The following is a 21371-nucleotide window of genomic DNA, read 5'->3' on the forward strand; positions in this document are numbered from 1 at the left end:
TCACCCGCCCGGCACGACCCGCCGTTCCTCCGCGAAGTGGCACGCCGAGGCGTGCCGGGCCGGGCCGGGCACCCCCTCGAAGCCCTCCGGTACGTCCAGCGGCGGCACCTCCAGCGCGCAGCGCTCCCGCGCCTTCCAGCAGCGGGTACGGAAGCGGCAGCCGGACGGCGGATCGGCCGGCGAGGGGACGTCGCCGCTCAGCAGGATGCGGTCGCGCCGGGCGCGCGCCTCGGGGTCCGGTACCGGTACGGCGGAGAGCAGGGCCTGGGTGTACGGGTGCGTCGGATGCCCGTAGATCTCGTCCTCCGTACCGACCTCGGCGAAGCGGCCGAGGTACATCACCGCGACCCGGTCGCAGATGTGCCGGACGACCGACAGGTCGTGCGCGATGAAGACGTACGACAGGTCGAACTCGTCCTGGAGCCGTTCCAGCAGGTTGACGACCTGCGCCTGGACGGAGACGTCCAGCGCCGAGACCGGTTCGTCCGCCACGATCACCTCGGGGCGCAGCGCCAGGCCGCGGGCGATCCCGATGCGCTGGCGCTGTCCGCCGGAGAACTGGTGCGGATAGCGGTTGATGTACTCCGGATTGAGCCCGACCACGTCCAGCAGCTCCTGAACCTTCCTGCGCCGGTCGCCCTTCGGCGCCGCCTCCGGGTGGATCTCGTACGGCTCACCGATGATGTCGCCGACCGTCATCCGCGGATTCAGCGACGTGTACGGGTCCTGGAACACCATCTGGATGTTGCGGCGCACCGCCTTCAGCGCGCGCCCCGACAGCCTGGTGATGTCCTCGCCCCGGTACAGGATCTGCCCGCCGGTCGGCTTCTCCAGCCCGACCAGCAGCTTGGCGACCGTCGACTTTCCACAGCCGGACTCCCCCACGACCCCGAGCGTCTCGCCCTTGCGCAGGGCGAAGGAGACGGTGTCCACGGCCTTGACGGAGCCGATCTGCTTGCGCAGCACGACGCCGCGTGTCAGCGGGTAGTGCTTGGCCAGGTCCCGTACGTCGAGGACGGCCTCCCCCGCGCGCCCAGCCGCCTCAGCGTTCACCGGCGGTCTCCTCGCTCACTGACGGTCTCCTCCCAGAAGTGGCAGGCACTGGCCCGGCCCGGTGCCACGTCGTAGAGCGGCGGCCGGTCCGTACGGCAGACGTCCCGCGCCTTGGGGCAGCGCGGGTGGAAGGGGCAGCCCGGCGGAATCGCGGTCAGGCTGGGCGGCAGACCCTTGATCGCGTACAGCTCGCGGCCCTTGCGGTCCAGGCGCGGGATGGAGTCGAGCAGGCCGCGGGTGTACGGGTGGGCGGGCGCCCGGTAGAGGTCGTGGACGGGGGCGGTCTCCACGATCCGGCCCGCGTACATCACCGCGATCCGGTCGGCGACGTCCGCGACCACCCCCAGATCGTGGGTGATCAGGACCAGGCCCATGGCGTACTCCCGCTGGAGCTCCGCCAGCAGGTCCATGACCTGGGCCTGGACCGTCACGTCGAGGGCCGTCGTCGGCTCGTCCGCGATGATCAGGTCGGGGCCGAGGGCCAGCGCCATCGCGATCATGATGCGCTGGCGCATACCGCCGCTGAACTGGTGCGGGTAGTCACCCACCCGGCTCCGGGCGGCCGGAATGCGCACCCGGTCCATCAGCTCGGCCGCACAGCCACGCGCCTCCTTGCGGGACATCCCCCGGTGCACCTCGAACATCTCCCCGAGCTGCGCCCCCACGCTCAGTACGGGGTTGAGCGCCGACAGCGCGTCCTGAAAGATCATCGCCAGCTCGGTGCCCCGAATTCTGCGCCGCTCCTCACCGCCCATCCGCAGCAGATCCCGCCCGCGGAAGAAGATCTCTCCGCCCGTGACGTGCCCCGGCGGCGTGTCCAGGATGCCCAGGACGGCCTGCGCGGTCACCGACTTGCCCGAACCCGACTCCCCCAGCACGGCCAGCGTCTCGCCCGCGCTCACCCGGTAACTGACCCCGTTGACCGCGTGCGCCACCCCGTCCCGCGTCCGGAACTCCACCTTCAGCTCCCGCACGTCCAGCAGCGCTCCGTCACCGGAATCGTCCTCCTGCCACATCCCCTCAGCCGTCATCCACCGTCTCCTCAGCGCAACTTGGGGTCGAGGGCGTCGCGCACCGCGTCGCCGAGCATGATGAACGCCAGTACGGTCAGGCTGAGCGCGCCGGCCGGCCACAGCAGCATGTGCGGCGCGTTGCGGATCTGCTTGGACGCCTCGGAGATGTCGATGCCCCAGGAGACGGTCGGCGGCTTCAGGCCGACGCCCAGATAGGACAGCGTCGCCTCCAGCGCGATGTACGTGCCGAGGGCGATGGTCGCCACGACGATCACCGGCGCCACCGCGTTGGGCGCCAGGTGCCGCAGCAGCAGCCGGGTGTTCCCGGCCCCCAGCGCCCGCGCGGCCTGCACGAAGTCGGCCTGCTTGACGGTCAGTACGGACCCGCGGGCGATCCGCGCGAGCTGCGGCCAGCCCAGCAGCACGATGAACCCGACGACCGGCCACACCGAACCGGACGGCACCACGGACAGGAACACGAGACCACCCAGCAGCATCGGGATGGCGAAGAACATGTCCGCGACCCGCGAGAGCAACGCGTCCCACCAGCCGCCGAAGAACCCGGCCAGCCCGCCCAGCACCCCGCCGAGGAGCGCCGCCCCGGCCGTCGCGCACACGCCGACCGTCACCGACGCCCGCGCCCCGTACACCGTCCGCGCGAAGACGTCGCAGCCCTGGGTGTCGAACCCGAACGGGTGACCGCTGCGCGCGCCCTCCTGCGACAAGGTGATGTCGCAGTCCAACGGGTCGGTACCGGTCAGCAGAGACGGCCAGACCGCGATCAGCACAAAGAACAGAATCAGCAGGCCGGAGACGATGAAGACCGGATTGCGGCGCAGGTCGTGCCAGGCGTCCGACCACAAGCTGCGGGCCCGGCCGCTGCCCGGCTGCACGCCGGTCCCCTGCGGCGCCCCCGGGGCCCCGGGCACCTCCGGCGTCCCGCCGAGCCCGACCACGCTCTCCGCCTCGACGGCGGGCAACGGCGTCCCGACACCCGACGGTTGGAACAACTCCGGGCGCTCGGGCTCAGGCATAACGGATCCTCGGGTCGAGCACGGCGTACAGGAGGTCGACGACCAGGTTCGCCAGCAGGAAGACGATGACCAGGACGGTCACGAAGCCGACGACGGTCGGGGAGTTCTGGCGGACGATGCCCTGGTACAGCTCGTAGCCGACGCCGTGCACGTTGAAGATCCGCTCGGTGACCACCGCGCCGCCCATCAGCGTGCCGATGTCCGCGCCGATGAAGGTGACCACCGGGATCAGCGAGTTGCGCAGCAGGTGCCGCACGACGATCCGGCGCCGGGGCAGGCCCTTGGCGACGGCCGTCCGCACGTAATCGGCGCGGGCGTTCTCCGCGATCGACGTCCGGGTGAGCCGGGTGACGTACGCCAGGGACACCAGCGCCAGCACACAGCCCGGCAGCAGCAGTTCGTCCAGCGGCGCGCCCAGCGCGACGGCCGGGCTCACCCACGCCCACTTCACGCCCAGCAGGTACTGGAGCGCGTACCCGCTGACGAACGTCGGTACGGACACCACGATCAGCGTGAGCACCAGCACCCCGGAGTCCAGCAGCCGCCCCCGCCGCAGCCCGCCGAGCACACCGAGCGTCACCCCGACGACGATCTCCGCGACGATCGCGACGGCGGTCAGCCGCAGGGTCACGGGAAAGGCCGTGCCCATCTTGTCCAGCACCGGCTGCCCGTCGAACGTGGTCCCGAAGTCGCCGCCGAAGATCTGCCCCATGTAATGCAGGTACTGCTGCCACAGCGGCTGGTCCAGATGCAGCTCACGGCGGATCTGCGCGGCCGTCGCGGGGTCGGGTGCACGGTCTCCGGAAAGGGCCGCGACCGGGTCACCGAGCGCGTACACCATGACAAAAATGAGAAACGTGGCGCCGACAAAAACCGGCACCATCTGCAACAACCGCCGGATCACATAACGCCCCATGACCGCCCGCCGCCCGCCCCTCAGCCCTTGATCTCGATCTCGTCGTACACCGGAACACTGAAGGGATTCAGAGCAACATTCTCGATCCGCTCCCCGTACCCGCCGCTCCCGTTCTGGTACCAGAGCGGAATCGCGGGCATCTCCCGGGCCAGAATCCGCTCGGCCCGGTGATATGTCTCGTTCACCTGCCGCTGCTCGCTCTCCGCGTTGGCCCGGCTCACCAGCCCGTCGAATTCCTTGTTGCTCCAGCCCGAGTCGTTGGACGAAGCACCGGTGAAGTACTGGCTCTGCACAAACGTCTGGATCAGCGGATAGTCCATCTGCCACCCGGCCCGATACGGCCCGCTCATCTTCTTCCCCGTGACCTTGGTGCGGTAATCGGCGAAGGTCCCCATCGGCGCGCCGTCACACACATGCCGGCCCAGCGCCTTGTTCACACTGTTGCACAGCGCATCCACCCACAACTTATGAGACCCGGTGTCCGCGTTGTACGTCACCTTCATCGATCCGCCCGGAATCCCGCCCCCCTCAGCCACCAGCTTCCGGGCCCCGACCGGATCGTACGTACACGCGTCACCGCACAGTCCCGCCTGGTAGCCGCCATGCTCCCCCAAGGCCATAGCGGTCCAGTCAGTCGCGGGCGTCCGCGTCCCCCGAAAAATCTGCCGGGTGATAGCCGGCCGGTTAACGGCCATGGAAATCCCCCGCCGAACCTTCTCCACCCCCGCCCTCGACCACTTCTCGTCATACATCGGAAACGACAACGTCTGAATGATCCCGGCAGGCTGATTGATGTACCGCCCGCCCAGATCCTTGTGCACATGCTTCAACTGCGGAGCCGGCACATCATCGACCAGATCCAGATTCCCCGCCATCAGATCCGTATAAGCGGTATCATTATCCGTATAAACCTGAAGGTCGACCCCACCGTTCCGCGCCCGGTCCGGACCTGGATACTTCCCCCACCTCCGCAGCCGCATGACCCCACCTTTAGCATACGACTGCACGGCATACGGCCCATTGCCGACCGGCTTCGCCAGCCACGCGTCGTGATCGGTGAAGAACAGCCGGGGCAGCGGCATGAAGGCGTTGTACCCGAGCATGTCCGGCCACAGCCCGAATTTCTTGTTCAGCCGCACCGTAAAAGTAAGCTCGTCCCGCACCCGCAGCCCACGCATCGTCCGCGCCGTAGGCTTCTCCCCGGCCCCCTCTGGATGCACCTCCTCATACCCCTCCACATAACTGAAGAACGGCGCCCCCTGCTGCCGATTGGTGACCAGCGCCCCATAATTCCAGGCATCCACGAAAGACCGAGCAGTCACCTTCTCACCGTTACTAAAAGCCCACCCAGGTTTAAGCTTCACCGTAAAATTCCGCGCATCCGGCGACTCCACCGACTCCGCGACCATGTTCTCCACCGCCGCGGTCCGCGGGTTGTACCGCTTCAGCCCACGGAAAACGAGATCGAGCACCTTGCCGCCCTGCACATCGGTGGTGTTGGCCGGCTCCACCGGATTAGGCGGGTCACCCCAGGACGCCCGGATCACCGTCGGATCCTGCCCGCCCCCACCACACCCGGCGGCCAGGACGACCACGGCGGCCGCGAAGAACGCCGACCCGACGCGCCAGGCACCCCGCAACGACCTGCCTCCTCAGAGCTGCGACCCCGGGCACCCCACCGTCCCGGCCTGTCGGCCCCAACCTGACACCTCACACCCGCCACACTCCGTCACCAGGGCGCAACACGGGCCAGAACCCCCCGTACGAGCGATCTCCATCACTCCCTGGTGGGTGCGCGCGTTGTGCGCGATGGAGCCGGTGGTGGGGGGGCTCGCGGGCCTGGCCGTGCGGCCTCACTCTCCCCCAGCCTTCGGCCGGGGTACCCCCACGGCACCCTTGACTCCTCGTGCCTTTCCTACGCGGGTCAGCGTGCGGGCTGCCTGCGGGGAGCCCCCTGCACGCCCCCGAGCCCCGGCCGTCCGGCGGCATTCCGTGCAATCGGGCTGCGCTTCTACAAGCCCAAACGCTCCCGGTGCGGTGCTCGCGTCGTGCGCGGAGGGTCCGGTGGGTGGGGGCTCGGGGCCACTCCGGGGTCACTCCTCGGCATCCTTTAGCTGCAGTGAATCGGATACGTGGGCCAGCGTGCGGACTGCCTGCGGGGAGACCCCTGCGCGACCCCGAGCCCCGGCCGTCGGGCGGCTTTCCGAGCGATCGGGCTGGGCTTTTTACAAGCCCAAGCGAAACCCAGCCCGGGGGTGAGCTCGCGTCTTGCGCGGTGGGGCCGGTGGGTGGGGGCTCGGGGCCACTCCGGGGTCACTCCTCGGCATCCTTTAGCTGCGGTGCATCGGATAGTGGGCCAGTATGCGGACTGCCTGCGGGGAGACCCCTGCGCGACCCCGAGCCCTGACCGGAATGGCGGCTTTCCGAGCAATCGGGCCGGGGACTTTCACAACCGGGCGCGTCCCGGTGCGCCCCGGCACCCCGGTGCCCGAGTGCCCGAGTGCCCGGGTGCCCAAGTGGCGTCCGGCACGCCAGTGCCCGGGTGCGCGAGTGGCGTCCGGCGCGGCAGCGTTCGGGTGCCCGAGTGCCCGGGTGGCGTCCGGCGCGTCAGCGCCCAGGTGGCGCGGCGGAGCCGCGTCGGGGTGGGCTGGCCCGGGGCGCGCGTCCCATCGCCGGGGAGTGGCCTGCCGTGCCGCCACCACCCCGTGAGCCTCACCACCAGGAGAGGCGCACCCGGGCGCCATCGAAAACTCCCCCCACCGACCTCGGCTCGCCGAACCGGCCGGAGGGGGCGCGTAGGGGGCCATCCCCGCAGGCAGTCCGCACGCTGCCCCACATATCCGATGCACTGAAGCTAAAGGATGCCGAGGAGTTGGCCCCCTGCGCGCCCCCGCCCCCACCACGAAAGCAACGCGAACCGTGCGTCAGCACACCCCCCGCGCGAAGCGCAACCCCCGCGCAAAGCGCAACCCCAAAATCAACCGAGCGCCCCCACCTTAAGCACCCGAACCAGCCCAGCCAACACCCCCACAGACACCACAATCACCACCCCCGGCTCCGCACTCTCCCGCACCCACCGCCCCCCGCCGCTCCCCACCGCCACCTCGACGCACGCCTCGGTGTGCCCCTCGCTGAAGCTGGACTTCTGCCAGTCGAACCGGGACATGCACACCTTCCTAGAGCAGGGGGTACAGGAGTCGCTCGATGAGTTTGACCGAGTCCCTGGACTGCCGCGCCACGGGTGGAAGCGCCGCCTCCGTCAGATTAGCGAACATGCGTGTGTACCGCTGGACAGCGTCAACTTCCCCCAAGTACAGGGAATTCTCGACGTGCGGAACCACCACCGTCGACAGTTCCCGCACCGGCGGCATCATCACGGTGAAGGGCGCCCCGAAGGGCACCGGACCGTCGAACGGCAGCACTTGGAGCGTCACATCCGGCAGCCGGCAGGCGTCGAGCAGCCGCCGCAACTGGTCTCGCATGAGCCCGCGACCGCCGAGCGTGACGCGCAGCGCCGCCTCATGAACGACGGCATGGAACCTGGGCACCCGCTCCCCGGAGAGCACCCGCTGCCGCTCCATCCGGAAATCCACCGCCGCCGCCTCCGCACAGCGCGACACCTCCACGTACCCGCCACGGTGGACAGCCGTCGCGTACGCCCTGGTCTGCAGCAGGCCGGGGACGAACAGCGGTTCGTAGCAGACGATGGACTCGGCTCCTGCCTCCAGCTCGGCGAAGTCCAGCAGCGGGGCCCGGACGCTGTTGCGGTACAGGCTCCACCACCCCTTCCCGGCCTGCTGCCCGAGGGCGGTCAGCGCTTCCACGTACCCGGTGGCGAGCTCCCCCGCCTCCTCGGCGAGCCGGCGCAGCCGCTCGGCGGACAGGCTCGTACGGCCGCTCTCGACGTTGCTGATGTGCGATTGGTGCATCCCCATCAGGGCAGCGCTCTCCCCCACCGACAGCTTCGCGCGCTCGCGCAGCTTCCGGACTTCCGCCCCGAAGCGCCGCTGACGGTACGTGGGATTGGCACGCAGACCCATCGGTCCCTCCCTCGATGCACGCGAGCAGTATTTCGTAACTCAGCATTCCCCCCATGTGGTTGTGAATAGGCAACCCCTGTCGCTACCTTGAGTATGACGCCGGTCACGGAACGCATTCACCTGGAGGCTGCCTCATGAGCACGCCCAGCGACACCTGGTCCTACGGCCTGTTCATTCCGCATGACCCCCGGGCGGTCGGTGTCGTCAGAGCCGCGCTGCGGCACATCCTGGACGGGGCCGGGCTGAACTGTCTGACGGAGACGGCGGAGCTGATGGTCTCGGAGCTGGTGACCAACTCGTACCAGTACGCGAAGACCGACGCGTACGTGAGCGTGGACCGCTCGCCGTTCGATCTCACGATCGCGGTGTGGGACACCGGTCCTGGCGTCCCGGCGCGGCAGAGCGCCGGGGCCGACGAGGAGTACGGGCGCGGGCTCGGGATCGTGGCCGCCTGCGCCGACAGCTGGGGAGTGCGGGACTGCCCGAACGGCAAGGCCGTGTGGTTCACCGTGACGCCCAAAGGAGACCGGAGGTAGCACCACAGGAGCAGGCCGACGACGACGGCGACAGGGGCAGCAGCAGCGGCAGGGGCAGCGTCAGCGACCGGGAAAACATACGGGGACGCCCGGAGCACCATGCTCCGAACGCCCCCGCATACGCGCGTACGGCCCCGCTCAGGCCGCGCCGACCACGTCCTTCTCCTCCGCGAAGTGGCACGCCGAGTCGTGCGCCGCCAGGCTGCCCGAGGACGCGAAGCGCTCCGGGACGGCGAGCAGCGGCACCTCCTCGGCGCACTTGTCCTGCGCCTTCCAGCAGCGGGTGCGGAAGCGGCAGCCGGACGGCGGGTTGGCCGGGGACGGCACGTCGCCGGAGAGGATGATCCGCTCCCGGCCGGCCCGGGCCTCCGGATCGGGGACGGGCACGGCGGAGAGCAGCGCCTGGGTGTACGGGTGGGTCGGGTGGTCGTAGATCTGCTCGTCGGTGCCGATCTCCGCCATCTTGCCGAGGTACATCACCCCGACCCGGTCGGAGATGTGCCGGACGATGGACAGGTCGTGGGCGATGAAGAGGTAGGAGAGGTTGAACTCGTCCTGGAGCTTCTCCATCAGGTTGATGACCTGCGCCTGGACCGACACGTCCAGCGCCGAGACGGGCTCGTCGCAGATGATGATCTCGGGGTTGAGGGCCAGGCCGCGGGCGATGCCGATGCGCTGGCGCTGGCCGCCCGAGAACTGGTGCGGATAGCGGTTGATGTACTCCGGATTGAGCCCGACCACGTCCAGCAGCTCCTGGACCTTCCTGCGCCGGTCCCCCTTAGGAGCCACCTCCGGGTGGATGTCATACGGCTCGCCGATGATGTCACCCACCGTCATCCGCGGATTCAGCGACGTGTACGGGTCCTGGAACACCATCTGGATGTTGCGGCGCACCGCCTTCAGCGCGCGCCCCGACAGCTTGGAGATGTCCTCGCCCTTGTAGAAGACCTCTCCGGACGTCGCCCGCTCCAGGTTCATCAGCAGCTTGGCGACCGTGGACTTGCCGCAGCCGGATTCGCCGACGATGCCGAGGGTCTCGCCCTGGTACAGCTCGAAGGAGATGCCGTCGACGGCCTTGACCGCGCCGACCTGCTTCTTGAACAGGATGCCCTGGGTGAGCGGGAAGTGCTTGACCAGGTCGCGGACTTCGAGGATGGGCTCGCGTGCCGCGTTCTTCGTGGGCTCAGCCATTGATCGTCTCCTCCCAGAAGTGGCACGCGCTGCCGCGGCCGTCGCTGACGCTGTGCAGCGGCGGCACCTCGGTACGGCAGATGTCCTGCGCCTTGGGGCAGCGCGGGTTGAACGCGCAACCCGTGGGGATGTTCAGCAGGTTGGGCGGCAGGCCCTTGATCGCGTACAGCTCCTGGCCCTTCTGGTCCAGGCGCGGGATGGAGTCGAGCAGGCCGCGCGTGTACGGGTGCGCGGGGTTCTTGTACAGCTCGTGCACGGGTGCGTGCTCGACGATCCGGCCCGCGTACATCACCGCGATCTTGTCGGCGACGTCGGCGACCACACCCAGGTCGTGGGTGATCAGGATCAGGCCCATGTTGTACTCGCGCTGGAGGTCCGCGAGCAGGTCCATGACCTGCGCCTGGACCGTCACGTCGAGCGCCGTGGTCGGCTCGTCCGCGATGATCAGGTCCGGTTCCAGGGCCAGCGCCATGGCGATCATGATGCGCTGGCGCATACCGCCGGAGAACTGGTGCGGGTAGTCCGAGACCCGGGCCGCCGCGGCCGGGATCTTCACCCGGTCCATCAGCTCGATCGCCTTGGCCTTGGCGTCCTTCTTGGACATGCCCTGGTGGACCCGGAACATCTCGCCGAGCTGGTAGCCGACGGTGAGCACCGGGTTCAGCGAGGACAGCGCGTCCTGGAAGATCATGGCGATCTTCGCGCCGCGGGTCCGGCGGCGCTCCTCGGGCGTCATCTTCAGCATGTCCTGGCCGCGGAAGAGGATCTCGCCCTGCGGGATCCTCGCCGGCGGCATGTCCAGGATGCCCATCACGGCCTGCGCGGTGACGGACTTGCCGGAGCCGGACTCGCCGAGCACGGCGAGCGTCTCGCCGGCGCTGACGTTGTAGTTGACGCCGTTGACGGCCTTGACGACGCCGTCCCGGGTGTGGAACTCGACGTGCAGGTCACGGACGTCGAGCAGCGGACCGCTGTCCTTGGCGTCCGCCCCCCGCTGGGGGGCGTCCGCTGTCTTGGAGATCGTGGTCACGTACGCCTCCCTCAGCGCAGCTTGGGGTCGAGGGCGTCGCGCACCGCGTCGCCGAGGAGGATGAACGCCAGCACCGTGATGCTCAGGAACGCCGACGGGATGAGCAGGACGTGCGGGGCGTCGCGCAGCACGTCCTTGGCCGCGGAGATGTCCACGCCCCAGGAGATGGCCGGCGGCTGGAGGCCGATGCCCAGGTAGGACAGGGTGGCCTCGGCGGAGATGTAGCCGGCCAGCGCGATGGTGGCGACGACGATGACCGGCCCGATGGCGTTCGGCAGGATGTGCTTGAACAGGATGCGGGTGTTGCCCGCGCCGAGCGCCCTGGCGGCCGTCACGAAGTCCGACTGCTTCTGGGTGATGACCGCGCCGCGCATGACACGGGCGAGTTGCATCCAGCCGAAGACGGCCAGACCCAGGGTCACGGTCCACACCGTACGGCTGGTGAACGCCTGCAGCAGGACGAGCGCGCCGAGCAGCAGCGGGATGCCGAAGAACACGTCGGTGATCCGCGACAGGAGGGCGTCGGCCCAGCCGCCGAAGTAGCCGGCGAGCATGCCCAGCAGGCCGCCGAAGACGGTGACCGCGAAGGTCACGCAGACACCGACGATGATCGAGGCGCGGGCGCCGTAGACCGTACGGGCCCACACGCTCTGGCCCTGCTTGTTGTAGCCGAACCAGTCGACCTGGAACACGTGCGACCACTGGGGTTCGCCCAGGTAGTGGTTGCGCAGGTCGGCGTAGGCCGGGTCGGCGCCGGTGAACAGCGACGGCACGGCCGCCATGACGATCAGCAGCACGAGCAGCACGCCGGCGATCCAGAACATCGGCCGGGCGCGCAGTTCGCGCCAGGCGTCCTGGCCGAGGCTGCGGGGCTTGTTGACGGGGCCGCCGGCGGCCGCCTCGGCCGCGGCAGCGCCGACGCCGGGCGCCGCGAGGTCCACCGTGTCGCCGGTGGTGCCGGGGCCCGCGACGCTGCCGGGGTTCACAGTTGTCTTCTCAGGCATAGCGGATCCTCGGGTCCAGAACGGCGTACAGCAGGTCCACGACCAGGCTGCTCACGAGGTAGATGAGGACGAGCACCGTCACGATGCCGACCACGGTGGGGCCTTCGCTGGTCTGGATCGCCTTGAACAGCGTGTTGCCCACACCCTGGACGTTGAAGATGCCCTCGGTGACGATGGCGCCGCCCATCAGCATGCCGAGATCGGTGCCGAGGAAGGTGACCACGGGGATCAGGGAGTTGCGCATCAGGTGCACGCCCAGGCGCCGGCTCTTGGGCAGGCCCTTGGCGAGTGCGGTGCGCATGTAGTCGGCGCGCAGGTTCTCCGCGACGGTGGTACGGGTGAGCCGGGTGACGTACGCGAGCGACAGGGCGCCGAGCACGATCGCCGGTACGGTCAGTTCCCCCAGGTTCATGGAGTCCTGGACCGTCGGTGTGATCAGCCCCCACTTCAGACCCAGGAAGAACTGGGCGAGGAAGCCGAGCACGAACACCGGGATCGAGATCACGATGAGGGTGAGCACCAGAACCGCCTGGTCGACCAGCTTGCCGCGCTTCAGGCCGGTGAGCATGCCGAGCGCGATGCCGATGACGACCTCGATACCGAAGGCGTAGAGCGCCAGCCGGATGGTGACCGGGAAGGCCTCGGCCATCAGGTCCGCGACCGGGCGGCCGGTGAAGCTGTCGCCGAAGTCGCCCTTGAACAGGCCGGTCAGGTAATTCCAGTACTGGGTCAGCATGGGCTGGTCGAGCCCGTACTGGTGCCGAAGTCTGGCGACGGTCGCCGGGTCGGCGGCCTTGTCACCGAAAAGCGCCTTGATGGGGTCGCCCGGCAGCGAATACACCATCAGGAAAATGAGCAGAGTGGTCCCGATGAAGACCGGGATCATCTGGAGCAGTCGCCTCGCGACATAACGCCCCATGGTTCCTCCTGTCGCTGACGGGCCCAGCGGCCGCCGCGCCCCGGGGGTGGTCGGGGCGGGCGGCTACTGGGCCTGCGTCACATGCAGCGTCCCGGTTACTTCTTGACCTCGACGTCGGTCCAGATCGCCTGGCGGTAGGTGTCGAACTTCACGTTCTGCACCTTGTTGGAGTAACCGCCCAGGGTGTGGTCGAAGAACAGCGGGATGGAGGGCATCGTCTCCGTCAGCTTCTTCTCGGCCTGCAGGTAGAGCTTGTTGGACTCCTCGATGGTCTTGGCCGCGTTGGCCTGGTCCATCAGCTTGTCCAGCTCGGGGTCGGAGAAGCCCATGTCGTTCGCGCCGGCACCGGTGCGGTACTGCTCGGAGATGAAGTTGGAGATGTTCGGGAAGTCCTGGACCCAGCCCATACGGAAGGCGCTGTCCATCTTCTTGCCGGTGATCTCGTTACGCACCTGCTGGAAGGTCGGACGCGGCTGGGCGGCGCAGTTCACGCCGGTGTTCTGCTTGATGTCGTTGCAGACCGCCTCGGCCCAGTCCCGGTGGCCGCCGTCGTTGTTGAAGGTGATGGTCATCTTGTTGCCGGGGACGCCACCGCCTTCCTTGATCAGCTGCTTGGCCTTGGTGGGGTTGAACTTGCAGAACTCGCCGCAGACGTCCTTCTTGTAGCCCTCGACGACGGTGGGCACCCAGCCGTCGGCCGCGTCGGAAGCGCCCTTGAGGACCGTCTTGACGATGGTGTCGCGGTCGATGGCCATCGACAGACCCTGGCGGACCTTGGCCTTCTCGGGCTTGCCCCACTCCTTGTCGTACATGGGGAAGGCGATGGTGGTCTGGCCGCCGTACGGCTCGTTGACGGCGCGGTCACCGAGGTCGGACTTGAACTTGCCGGTCGCCGAGTTCGGGACCTTGTACATGATGTCGACCTTGTTGGAGACCAGGTCGTTGTAGGCGCTGTCGTCCGTGTTGTAGAACTTGAAGATCACGCCGCCGTTCTTGGGCTTGTCCTCGCCCTTGTAGTCGGCGTACTTCTTCGTCTTGAACTGGACCTTGTGCTCCCAGTTCCCGTCCTGCTGGTACGGACCGTTGCCGATGGGGTGCTCGCCGAACGCCTTGGTGTCCTTGTAGAACGCCTTGGGCAGCGGGAAGAAGGCGTCGTAGAACAGACGCTCCTTGAAGGTGGAGACCGGCTGCGACAGCTCGATGGTGAACTCGCTGTCGTTGACGACCTTCAGGCCCGACATCTTGTCGGTCTTCGGGTCGCCCTCCTTCGGGTGGATCTCCTCGTAACCCTTGATGGGCTCGAACCAGGAGGAGTTCAGCTGGGCGTTCTTGGCGTTGGCGCCCCAGTTCCAGGCGTCCACGAAGGAGGCGGCCGTCACCGGCTCGCCGTTGTGGAACTTCCAGCCCTTCTTCAGCTTCACCGTGAAGTGCTGGTTGTCCGTGGACTCGACGCTCTCGGCGTTCTGGTAGCGCAGCTTGCCCTGGAGGTCGAAGTCGACCAGACCGCGGAAGAGGTTCTTGACGATGTAACCGCCGCCGACCTCGTTGGTGTTGGTCGGGATCAGCGGGTTCTGCGGCTCGACGTTGTAGTAGGTGTACGTGCCGTTGGGGTCAACGGGCGCGTTGTTGCCACTACTGCTGCTGCCGCCGCACGCCGTGGCGGTCAGGGCCACGGCTATCGCACCTGCGACCCAGGTGGCGCTCTTGGCACCGCGCATGGGACTGCCTCCTCATGAGTCCATTCACTTCATGGAAAGGAGCTGCCCGCAGCTGACACCCCTGACAGCCAGCGACCAGCCCCTGCTGCTCGTGAGTCGGCGCTCCCCACAGCGCGTGACCCATTGACCCGAGCTCAATGCACCCCAGTCTCAGTCACCTTCGCCCCATAAACCACGTGTAAGGGGTCTCGGTTTGGTCACATCCGTTTTCCGGGAGTTCGGAATCCGGACAAACCAAACCATCCAGACGGTAACGAAACGGACCGTCGGCATCACACATGCTGATCTTCGTCCGTAATTCGGACCCGCGCTGGCCGGATCGCAACCGGAATCCCGTTGACACGGTGATCATTAATGCGGTAGCCGGCCCGCCGTAGCGGGAAACGGAAAACGCCCCACCGGATCGGAAATCCGGTGGGGCGCTCGCGGAGCGTAATCGCCGGGCGGCCGCGGGACATTACCCAGCGTGGCCGCCCGGCCTCACGGCGCGTATTACCGCTTCGCGCGCGAAGCGGTGCGGCCGCGCTCCTTCTGGTCCAGGACGACCTTGCGGATACGGACCGCCTCCGGGGTCACCTCGACGCACTCGTCGTCGCGGCAGAACTCCAGCGACTGCTCCAGGGAGAGCTTGCGCGGCGGCACGATCGCCTCGAAGGAGTCGGCGGAGGAAGAGCGCATGTTGGTGAGCTTCTTCTCCTTGGTGATGTTCACGTCCATGTCGTCGGAGCGCGAGTTCTCGCCGACGATCATGCCCTCGTACACCTCGGTGCCGGGGTCGGTGAAGAGCACACCGCGCTCCTGGAGGTTGGTCATCGCGAAGGCGGTGACCGCGCCGGCCCGGTCGGCGACCAGCGAACCGTTGTTGCGGGTCGTCAGCGTGCCGAACCAGGGCTCGTGGCCCTCGTGGATGGAGTGCGCGATGCCGGTGCCGCGGGTGTTGGTCAGGAACTCCGTACGGAAGCCGATCAGGCCGCGGGACGGGACGACGAACTCCATGCGGACCCAGCCCGAGCCGTGGTTGGACATGTTGTCCATCCGGCCCTTGCGGACGCCCATGAGCTGGGTGACGGCGCCCATGTGCTCCTCGGGCACGTCGATCGTCATGCGCTCGACGGGCTCGTAGGTCTTGCCGTCGACCTCCTTGGTGACCACCTGCGGCTTGCCGATGGTCATCTCGAAGCCCTCGCGGCGCATCTGCTCGACCAGGATGGCCAGCGCCAGCTCACCGCGGCCCTGCACCTCCCAGGCGTCGGGGCGCTCGGTGTCCAGCACGCGCAGCGAGACGTTACCGATCAGCTCGCGGTCCAGACGGTCCTTGACCTGGCGGGCGGTGACCTTGCGGTCCTTGGTCGCGGCCTTGGCGTCCGCGCCCTTGCCGGTGCCGCCGCGGCCGACCAGCGGCGAGGTGTTGGTGCCGATGGTCATCGAGATCGCGGGCTCGTCGACCGTGATCAGCGGCAGCGCGACCGGGTTCTCCGGGTCGGCCAGCGTCTCGCCGATCATGATGTCGGGGATACCGGCGACGGCGCAGATGTCACCGGGGCCCGCCACCTCGGCGGGCTTGCGGGTGAGCGCCTCGGTCATCATCAGCTCGGTGATGCGCACGTTCTGGACCGACCCGTCGCGCTTCATCCACGCGACGGTCTGGCCCTTGCGCAGCTCGCCCTGCTCGACGCGGAGCAGCGCGATACGGCCGAGGAAGTTGTCCGCGTCCAGGTTGGTGACGTGGGCCTGCAGCGGCGCCGACTCGTCGTACTCGGGGGCCGGGACGGCCTCCAGCAGGGTGCTGAAGAACGGCTCCAGGTTGGTGCTGTCCTGCGGGACCGTGCCGTCCTCCGGCTTGGTCAGCGAGGCGACACCGTCCCGGGCGCAGGCGTAGACGATCGGGAACTCGATCTGGTCCTCGTCCGCGTCCAGGTCCAGGAACAGGTCGTAGGTCTCGTCGATGACCTCGGCGATGCGGGCGTCGGGGCGGTCGGTCTTGTTGATGCACAGGATGACCGGCATCTTCGCGTCCAGCGCCTTGCGCAGCACGAAGCGGGTCTGCGGCAGCGGGCCCTCGGAGGCATCCACCAGCAGCACGACCGCGTCCACCATCGACAGGCCGCGCTCGACCTCGCCGCCGAAGTCGGCGTGGCCGGGGGTGTCGATGATGTTGATGGTGATGACGTCGCCGCCATCCTTGGGGTGGTACTTCACCGCCGTGTTCTTGGCCAGGATCGTGATGCCCTTCTCACGCTCCAGGTCGTTCGAGTCCATCATGCGGTCGTCGAGGGACTCGGCAGCGTGCGCGGCGAAGGAGCCGGCCTGCTTGAGCATGGCGTCGACGAGGGTCGTCTTGCCGTGGTCGACGTGGGCGACGATGGCGACGTTACGAATGTCGTGGCGCGTGGGCATACTGCGGCGCTTCTCCCGGATCGTGGATGGCGGCACGTACGGTCCGGTACGTGTGCCTGCCGGGCATGAAGACGCCACGGCCTCACCCCATGGTACGGGGCTGCCGCGGCATCGGCCGCCCCTGGGCCGCGAAACCGCCTCTGACCTGCGGAGATCCTGAATCGAACGGGCACTGTACGCCGGGGGCGCACGCCCGCTTCACCCGGGGGCCGTCCGGCCGTAACCGGGGCGTGGCGCGACGGCCGGGCGGGCGGTCGTCCGCTCCGGCCGGCCGCCGGGGCCGGTCGCCGGGCCGGTCGCCGGGGCCGGCCGTCACACCCGCTCGTCCGCTACGCCCGGCCCCTCACTTCTTGTACCGGCCCCTCACTTCTTGTACCCGATGTCCTGGAAGCGCGGGGTCGCGAAGCCGAAGGCGCCCGCGTTGACCAGGCTCTCCTTCGCCGCGACGACCTCGGGCCGCTGGTAGAGGGGTACGGACCCGGCCGCCGCCCAGATCCGCGCGTCGGCGCGGTCGACCAGCTCGCGGGAGGCGTCCTCGTCCAGCTCGGCGGCCGCCTGGTCGAAGAGCTGGTCGATGTGGTCGGTGCCGACCCGGGTGTAGTTCTGCTCGACGGTGAGGCTGCCGTCGGCCGCGGGCTGCGGCTTGGCGTAGATGGGGCGGCCGTCGGTGGCCGGGTAGGCGGAGCCGGGCCAGGTGTAGAGCGCCAGGTCGAAGTCGCCGGCCGCGATGTGGTCCTCGAAGTAGCTCTTGTCCGGCACCTTCTGCACGGCGGTCTGCACCCCGACGCGGGCGAGCATCCCGGAGATCCGGTCGGCGACCGTCCGCAGCCGTTCGGAGCCCGGTCCGTCGGGGAGCACGAAGCGCAGGACGAGCGGCTTGCCGTCCTTCTTGAGGGCCGGTACCGGGCCGCGGGCCGCGGGGTCGGCCCGGAAGGCGTCCGCCGGGGCGGCCAGGCCGCCCTCGACCGGCTTGCCGTCGGCCGCCCTGGCCTCCGCCCCCGCCGCGCCGGTGCCCCGGCCGCCGGCCGCCGGGGCCACCTCGATCATCTCGGCGGCGGTCAGCGCGCCGGACGCCAGCATCTCGAAGCGCCGGTAGTCCGCGTACGCCGCGACGGTGGTGTCCCCCCGGGCCGCCGTACGCAGGTGTGCCGCCACCTCCTTGTAGAGGCCGGCGCTCTGCCGCAGCAGCGTGGACCGCTGGAGGTCGGCGGACCGTACGCCGACCGCGGACAGTGGTGTCACGGGCACGGCGGCCGCGAGTTCCCGGTCGCCCGCCTTGCCGTCGTCGCCCCGGTCGGCGTCCACCTTCTTCTCCGGCTTCTGCGGCTGCGCCGAGGCGCCGCCCGGCGCCCGCCAGCCCGCGTCCGCCAGCAGCGACCGTGCGGCCGTGGTGTCCGGGCCGCCGAGGGCGCCGCTGTGGTCCGCGTACCCGGGCTGGCCCGCCATGAGCAGATGGCTGCCCAGCGGCCGGTTCGGCAGGCCGAGCGGCTTGAGCACGGAGTCGGCCAGCTTCTGCCGGTCGACGGCGCGGGCCACCGCGCGGCGCACCCGGTCGTCGTTGAGCGGGCCGGTGCTGCCGTTGAGGGCGAGCTGGGTGCAGGCGGGTTCCAGGGCCTTGCGGACGGTGTAGCGGCGCAGGGCGTCCCGCTCGGCGGCGGAGGCCTTGCGCGGCGGTGCGTCGTCGCCGCGCGCGGCCGGGGAACCCCCGGCGCCGGCGTCTTCCACGCGTCCCGCCTCCGAGGCGTCCGGCGTTCCGGCGCCCGGTGAGCCGGCGTCCGGCGATCCGGAGCCGGACGGGCTGCCGGCCGGGGCTCCGGGGCTCGCCGACCGCGACGCCGGGGGCTTGCGCGCCTCGGTGATCGCGCGGGCGTCCGCGGGGTCCACCTCGGCCAGGTCGACCTTGCCCGCCGCCAGGGCCGCGGCCCGCTTCTCGCGGGGCAGCGCGGTCAGCACGATCGTGTCCAGCTTGGGCCGGGCGCCCCACCACTTCGGGTTCCGCGCGAGGGTGAGCGTGCCGGCCTCACTGTCCCGCTCCCGCACCGTGAACGGCCCGGCCACCGCCTTGAGCTGTTCGCGGGCGCCGTCGTTGAAGGCGCGCGCGTCTCCCGTCACGCTCTTCGGGTACAGCGGCGTGAACAGTGACTTCCAGTCGGCGTACGGCTTGGTGAAGGTGACCTTGACCTCGTGCGCGCCGCCGCCCTGTTCGACCTTCTCGATACGGTCGTACCCGGCGTTGCGCGCGCTCCAGTAGGCGTTGTCCTTGCCGTTCAGCGCCTTCCACTGCGCGGTGAAGTCGTCCGTTCCGACGGCGCGTCCGTCGCTCCACCGTGCCTTCGGGTTGATCTTGTAGACGACGGTCTGGCGGGGCTCGCGTTCGGTGACGTCGGCGGCGTCCAGGTAGTCCGGGTTGCGCTGCGGGCGGCCACGCTCGTCCAGGGTGAACAGCCGGGGCAGTACGGCGTCGGTGACGCGCCGGGTGGCCGCGTCCGCGCGCGCCTGGAAGGCGTTCAGCGTGCCGGGCGCGGCGTCCACCGCCCAGCGCAGGGTGCCGCCCTGGCGCACCTTGTCGCGGGGGGTGACGGAGATGTCCTGGGCGCCGGGGCCGGCCTGGTCGGCGTCGTCGCCTCCGCCGCAGCCGGTCAGGACCGGCAGCGGCAGCAGCACTCCGGCAGCGAGGAGCGCGGCGCAGCGGCGCCTGCGGCAGGCCGCGCCGCCTGAGCTGACGGGGTGGGTCATCACGGTTACCTCCGGGGCTCGCCCGCGCCGCGCCGCCGCGGCGGGCCGCGGGGCCACGGATCACGTTCGGCCGACTTTGCGGCTCATCACATCTATGGCTCCACCACTGAAGGGGACCGGTCGCCACCAGTGCGGGCGACACGTCGGCGGCCGCCGCGAAGGCCACCCGCCCGGCCCAACCGTTTCCGCTCCCGGCCGCTCCCGCCTCCCGGCGCGCGCGATCTCGTACGACGGGCTGCGCGGTTCCCTTCCCGGGCCCGTCCGCGCGGACCGGGAGGGCGTACGGGCTCCACGTCCGCGGGCGTACGCGCCGCCGTACAAAAGCACGCCCTCCGGCGCGGCCCGACGGCGCACGCGTGCCGAAACACGCCGGTCCGGTTCCGCAATCGCGGCAGATCCCTTCCCAATCGCGACTGTGACGCGCGACACTCGCAGGCGCACGCCGCTGCGCCCGGACGGGTCCGGGCGGGCGGCGAGGGCGCGCCGACCACACCCGCGGAGGTGAGGCAAGTCATGTCCTTGCAGGACGATCTGACGGCAGCTCAGCGCAGTCTGGACGACCTGGAACGGTCGGTCGGACGACTGGAGGCACAGGTCGGCGGCGGCCTGGACATCCGGCGCGTACGCAGCGACACCGACCATCTGCGCGAGAGCCTGCAACTGCTGCGGGACGGCAGCGCGGACGCGCCCGGCGGACGGCCCGCGTACGCCGTGGGCGCGCGCACCGGCCGCTCGTCCGCGCCCGCCCCCGAGATGGTGACCATCCCGGACGCGCCGTACGACGCCGCCCTGTGGGCCGACGCGGAGGACGAGGGCCTGGGCGCGCGCGACCGCCGGGCGCCGTAGCCGCCCACCCGTACCGCCGCTGAGCGCCACCCGTCCCACCACCGGACAGCCGTCTACGGAGACCGACGTTGGCCACTGGCACCGAACCCCAACCGCATACCGAGGCAAACGGCGCGAAGGGCGCGGCCGGCCCGCCCGGCACCGGCGTCCACGCCCCCTCGCGCGCCGCGATACCCGCCCGCCACCTGCGCACCGACCGCTGGTGGCTGTACCCGGCCACGACCGCGGCGGGCCTGTTCGCCTTCGTCGTGTACTCGACCTGGCGGGCGTTCGCGAACGCGGACTACTACGCCGCGCCGTACGTCTCACCGTTCTACTCGCCGTGCCTGGCGGAGAACTGCCACCCGATGCGCGGCGGGCCCAACTGGGAGGTCTTCGGCAGCTGGTGGGGCCTGTCCCCCGCCCTGCTGATCCTGATCTTCCCGCTGGGCTTCCGGCTGACCTGCTACTACTACCGCAAGGCGTACTACCGCGGCTTCTGGGCCTCGCCCCCGGCCTGCGCGGTCGCCGAGCCGCACAAGAAGTACACCGGCGAGACCCGCTTCCCGCTGATCCTGCAGAACATCCACCGCTACTTCTTCTACTTCGCGGTGCTCGTGGCGGGCATCCTCACCTACGACACGGTGCTCACCTTCAGGAACGCGGACTACGAGTGGGGCCACATGGGTCTGGGCACCCTCGTCTTCCTCGTCAACATCGCGCTGATCTGGGCCTACACGGTCTCCTGCCACTCCTGCCGGCACATCATCGGCGGCCGGCTGCGGCACTTCTCCAAACACCCGGTGCGCTACCGCCTGTGGGGCTGGGCCGGCAAGCTCAACGCCCGGCACGCGGCGCTCGCCTGGGCCTCGCTGATCAGCGTGGCCGCCGCCGACTTCTATGTCTTCCTGCTCGCCACCGGGGTCTTCGACGACCCGCGGTTCTTCTAGGAAGGGTGC

The 21371-nt window shown here is 69.6% G+C and carries 17 protein-coding genes; 3 read left to right on the top strand and 14 right to left on the bottom strand.

The genetic code is table 11. The annotated features are described in order from the left end of the window. The 7 genes from OEIGOIKO_RS14700 to OEIGOIKO_RS14730 all read right to left on the bottom strand — a co-directional run bounded on the left by OEIGOIKO_RS14700 (window position 1) and on the right by OEIGOIKO_RS14730 (window position 8056). Window positions 1–1053, bottom strand: coding sequence for an ABC transporter ATP-binding protein (locus OEIGOIKO_RS14700; RefSeq protein WP_125054432.1), 1053 nt, complete (start codon window positions 1051–1053; stop codon window positions 1–3). After that, a complete protein-coding gene (locus OEIGOIKO_RS14705) occupies window positions 1050–2084 on the bottom strand; it encodes an ABC transporter ATP-binding protein (protein WP_246177344.1) in 1035 nt (344 codons plus the stop codon). The genes OEIGOIKO_RS14700 and OEIGOIKO_RS14705 overlap by 4 nt, the downstream gene beginning before the upstream one ends. A gap of 11 nt (window positions 2085–2095) precedes the next feature. Then, window positions 2096–3100 carry an ABC transporter permease gene (locus OEIGOIKO_RS14710; protein WP_125054433.1) on the bottom strand — a complete coding sequence of 335 codons (1005 nt, stop codon included), beginning with the start codon at window positions 3098–3100 and terminating at the stop codon, window positions 2096–2098. Further along, complete coding sequence (locus OEIGOIKO_RS14715; RefSeq protein ID WP_125054434.1) at window positions 3093–4016, bottom strand: ABC transporter permease; 924 nt, start codon at window positions 4014–4016, stop codon at window positions 3093–3095. The genes OEIGOIKO_RS14710 and OEIGOIKO_RS14715 overlap by 8 nt, the downstream gene beginning before the upstream one ends. 20 nt (window positions 4017–4036) lie before the next feature. Further along, window positions 4037–5656 (bottom strand): peptide ABC transporter substrate-binding protein, encoded by a 1620-nt coding sequence (locus OEIGOIKO_RS14720; RefSeq protein WP_125054435.1) that lies wholly within the window; start codon window positions 5654–5656, stop codon window positions 4037–4039. A 1337-nt stretch (window positions 5657–6993) separates the two neighbouring features. After that, complete coding sequence (locus OEIGOIKO_RS14725) at window positions 6994–7182, bottom strand: DUF397 domain-containing protein (protein ID WP_125054436.1); 189 nt, start codon at window positions 7180–7182, stop codon at window positions 6994–6996. A gap of 10 nt (window positions 7183–7192) precedes the next feature. After that, a complete protein-coding gene (locus OEIGOIKO_RS14730) occupies window positions 7193–8056 on the bottom strand; it encodes a helix-turn-helix domain-containing protein (RefSeq protein WP_125054437.1) in 864 nt (287 codons plus the stop codon). 134 nt (window positions 8057–8190) lie between these two features. On the opposite strand from OEIGOIKO_RS14730, the gene OEIGOIKO_RS14735 reads away from it, so the two are divergent. After that, entirely contained in the window at window positions 8191–8592 is a 402-nt protein-coding gene (locus tag OEIGOIKO_RS14735) for an ATP-binding protein (protein ID WP_031000912.1), read from the top strand. Between the two features lie 138 nt (window positions 8593–8730). Here OEIGOIKO_RS14735 and OEIGOIKO_RS14740 read toward each other — a convergent pair whose 3' ends face one another. The 7 genes from OEIGOIKO_RS14740 to OEIGOIKO_RS14770 form a co-directional block, all read right to left on the bottom strand. After that, window positions 8731–9783, bottom strand: coding sequence for an ABC transporter ATP-binding protein (locus OEIGOIKO_RS14740; protein WP_125054438.1), 1053 nt, complete (start codon window positions 9781–9783; stop codon window positions 8731–8733). Beyond that, window positions 9776–10813 carry an ABC transporter ATP-binding protein gene (locus tag OEIGOIKO_RS14745; protein ID WP_125054439.1) on the bottom strand — a complete coding sequence of 346 codons (1038 nt, stop codon included), beginning with the start codon at window positions 10811–10813 and terminating at the stop codon, window positions 9776–9778. Before OEIGOIKO_RS14745 ends, OEIGOIKO_RS14740 begins: the two co-directional genes overlap by 8 nt. 11 nt (window positions 10814–10824) lie before the next feature. Next, the gene (locus tag OEIGOIKO_RS14750) at window positions 10825–11817 is read right to left on the bottom strand and encodes an ABC transporter permease (protein WP_125054440.1); all 993 of its coding nucleotides are present in this window, start codon (window positions 11815–11817) and stop codon (window positions 10825–10827) included. Further along, window positions 11810–12736 carry an ABC transporter permease gene (locus OEIGOIKO_RS14755; RefSeq protein WP_125054441.1) on the bottom strand — a complete coding sequence of 309 codons (927 nt, stop codon included), beginning with the start codon at window positions 12734–12736 and terminating at the stop codon, window positions 11810–11812. The genes OEIGOIKO_RS14750 and OEIGOIKO_RS14755 overlap by 8 nt, the downstream gene beginning before the upstream one ends. Window positions 12737–12831: 95 nt before the next feature. After that, window positions 12832–14454, bottom strand: a complete 1623-nt coding sequence (locus tag OEIGOIKO_RS14760) for a peptide ABC transporter substrate-binding protein (RefSeq protein WP_125054442.1) — start codon at window positions 14452–14454, stop codon at window positions 12832–12834. Between the two features lie 492 nt (window positions 14455–14946). Then, complete coding sequence (gene typA, locus OEIGOIKO_RS14765) at window positions 14947–16851, bottom strand: translational GTPase TypA (RefSeq protein WP_125054443.1); 1905 nt, start codon at window positions 16849–16851, stop codon at window positions 14947–14949. Window positions 16852–17214: 363 nt separating this feature from the next. Beyond that, window positions 17215–19587, bottom strand: a complete 2373-nt coding sequence (locus tag OEIGOIKO_RS14770; RefSeq protein ID WP_125054444.1) for an ABC transporter family substrate-binding protein — start codon at window positions 19585–19587, stop codon at window positions 17215–17217. Between the two features lie 513 nt (window positions 19588–20100). On the opposite strand from OEIGOIKO_RS14770, the gene OEIGOIKO_RS14775 reads away from it, so the two are divergent. Further along, window positions 20101–20433: a hypothetical protein gene (locus OEIGOIKO_RS14775; protein WP_125054445.1), complete on the top strand. Its 333-nt coding sequence runs from the start codon at window positions 20101–20103 to the stop codon at window positions 20431–20433. A 68-nt stretch (window positions 20434–20501) separates the two neighbouring features. Further along, window positions 20502–21362 carry a hypothetical protein gene (locus OEIGOIKO_RS14780; protein ID WP_125054446.1) on the top strand — a complete coding sequence of 287 codons (861 nt, stop codon included), beginning with the start codon at window positions 20502–20504 and terminating at the stop codon, window positions 21360–21362. The last annotated feature ends 9 nt before the right edge of the window (window positions 21363–21371 follow it).

It is taken from the genome of Streptomyces paromomycinus (assembly GCF_003865155.1).
Taxonomy (GTDB): domain Bacteria; phylum Actinomycetota; class Actinomycetes; order Streptomycetales; family Streptomycetaceae; genus Streptomyces; species Streptomyces chrestomyceticus.

Bases quoted from the DNA above. Each gene is read 5' to 3' on its own strand.
- OEIGOIKO_RS14725 (WP_125054436.1), bottom strand. From the start codon at position 7,182: ATGTCCCGGTTCGACTGGCAGAAGTCCAGCTTCAGCGAGGGGCACACC.
- OEIGOIKO_RS14730 (WP_125054437.1), bottom strand. From the start codon at position 8,056: ATGGGTCTGCGTGCCAATCCCACGTACCGTCAGCGGCGCTTCGGGGCG.
- OEIGOIKO_RS14755 (WP_125054441.1), bottom strand. From the start codon at position 12,736: ATGGGGCGTTATGTCGCGAGGCGACTGCTCCAGATGATCCCGGTCTTC.
- OEIGOIKO_RS14705 (WP_246177344.1), bottom strand. From the start codon at position 2,084: ATGACGGCTGAGGGGATGTGGCAGGAGGACGATTCCGGTGACGGAGCG.
- OEIGOIKO_RS14710 (WP_125054433.1), bottom strand. From the start codon at position 3,100: ATGCCTGAGCCCGAGCGCCCGGAGTTGTTCCAACCGTCGGGTGTCGGG.
- OEIGOIKO_RS14750 (WP_125054440.1), bottom strand. From the start codon at position 11,817: ATGCCTGAGAAGACAACTGTGAACCCCGGCAGCGTCGCGGGCCCCGGC.
- OEIGOIKO_RS14770 (WP_125054444.1), bottom strand. From the start codon at position 19,587: ATGACCCACCCCGTCAGCTCAGGCGGCGCGGCCTGCCGCAGGCGCCGC.
- OEIGOIKO_RS14775 (WP_125054445.1), top strand. From the start codon at position 20,101: ATGTCCTTGCAGGACGATCTGACGGCAGCTCAGCGCAGTCTGGACGAC.
- OEIGOIKO_RS14735 (WP_031000912.1), top strand. From the start codon at position 8,191: ATGAGCACGCCCAGCGACACCTGGTCCTACGGCCTGTTCATTCCGCAT.
- OEIGOIKO_RS14760 (WP_125054442.1), bottom strand. From the start codon at position 14,454: ATGCGCGGTGCCAAGAGCGCCACCTGGGTCGCAGGTGCGATAGCCGTG.
- OEIGOIKO_RS14715 (WP_125054434.1), bottom strand. From the start codon at position 4,016: ATGGGGCGTTATGTGATCCGGCGGTTGTTGCAGATGGTGCCGGTTTTT.
- typA (WP_125054443.1), bottom strand. From the start codon at position 16,851: ATGCCCACGCGCCACGACATTCGTAACGTCGCCATCGTCGCCCACGTC.
- OEIGOIKO_RS14740 (WP_125054438.1), bottom strand. From the start codon at position 9,783: ATGGCTGAGCCCACGAAGAACGCGGCACGCGAGCCCATCCTCGAAGTC.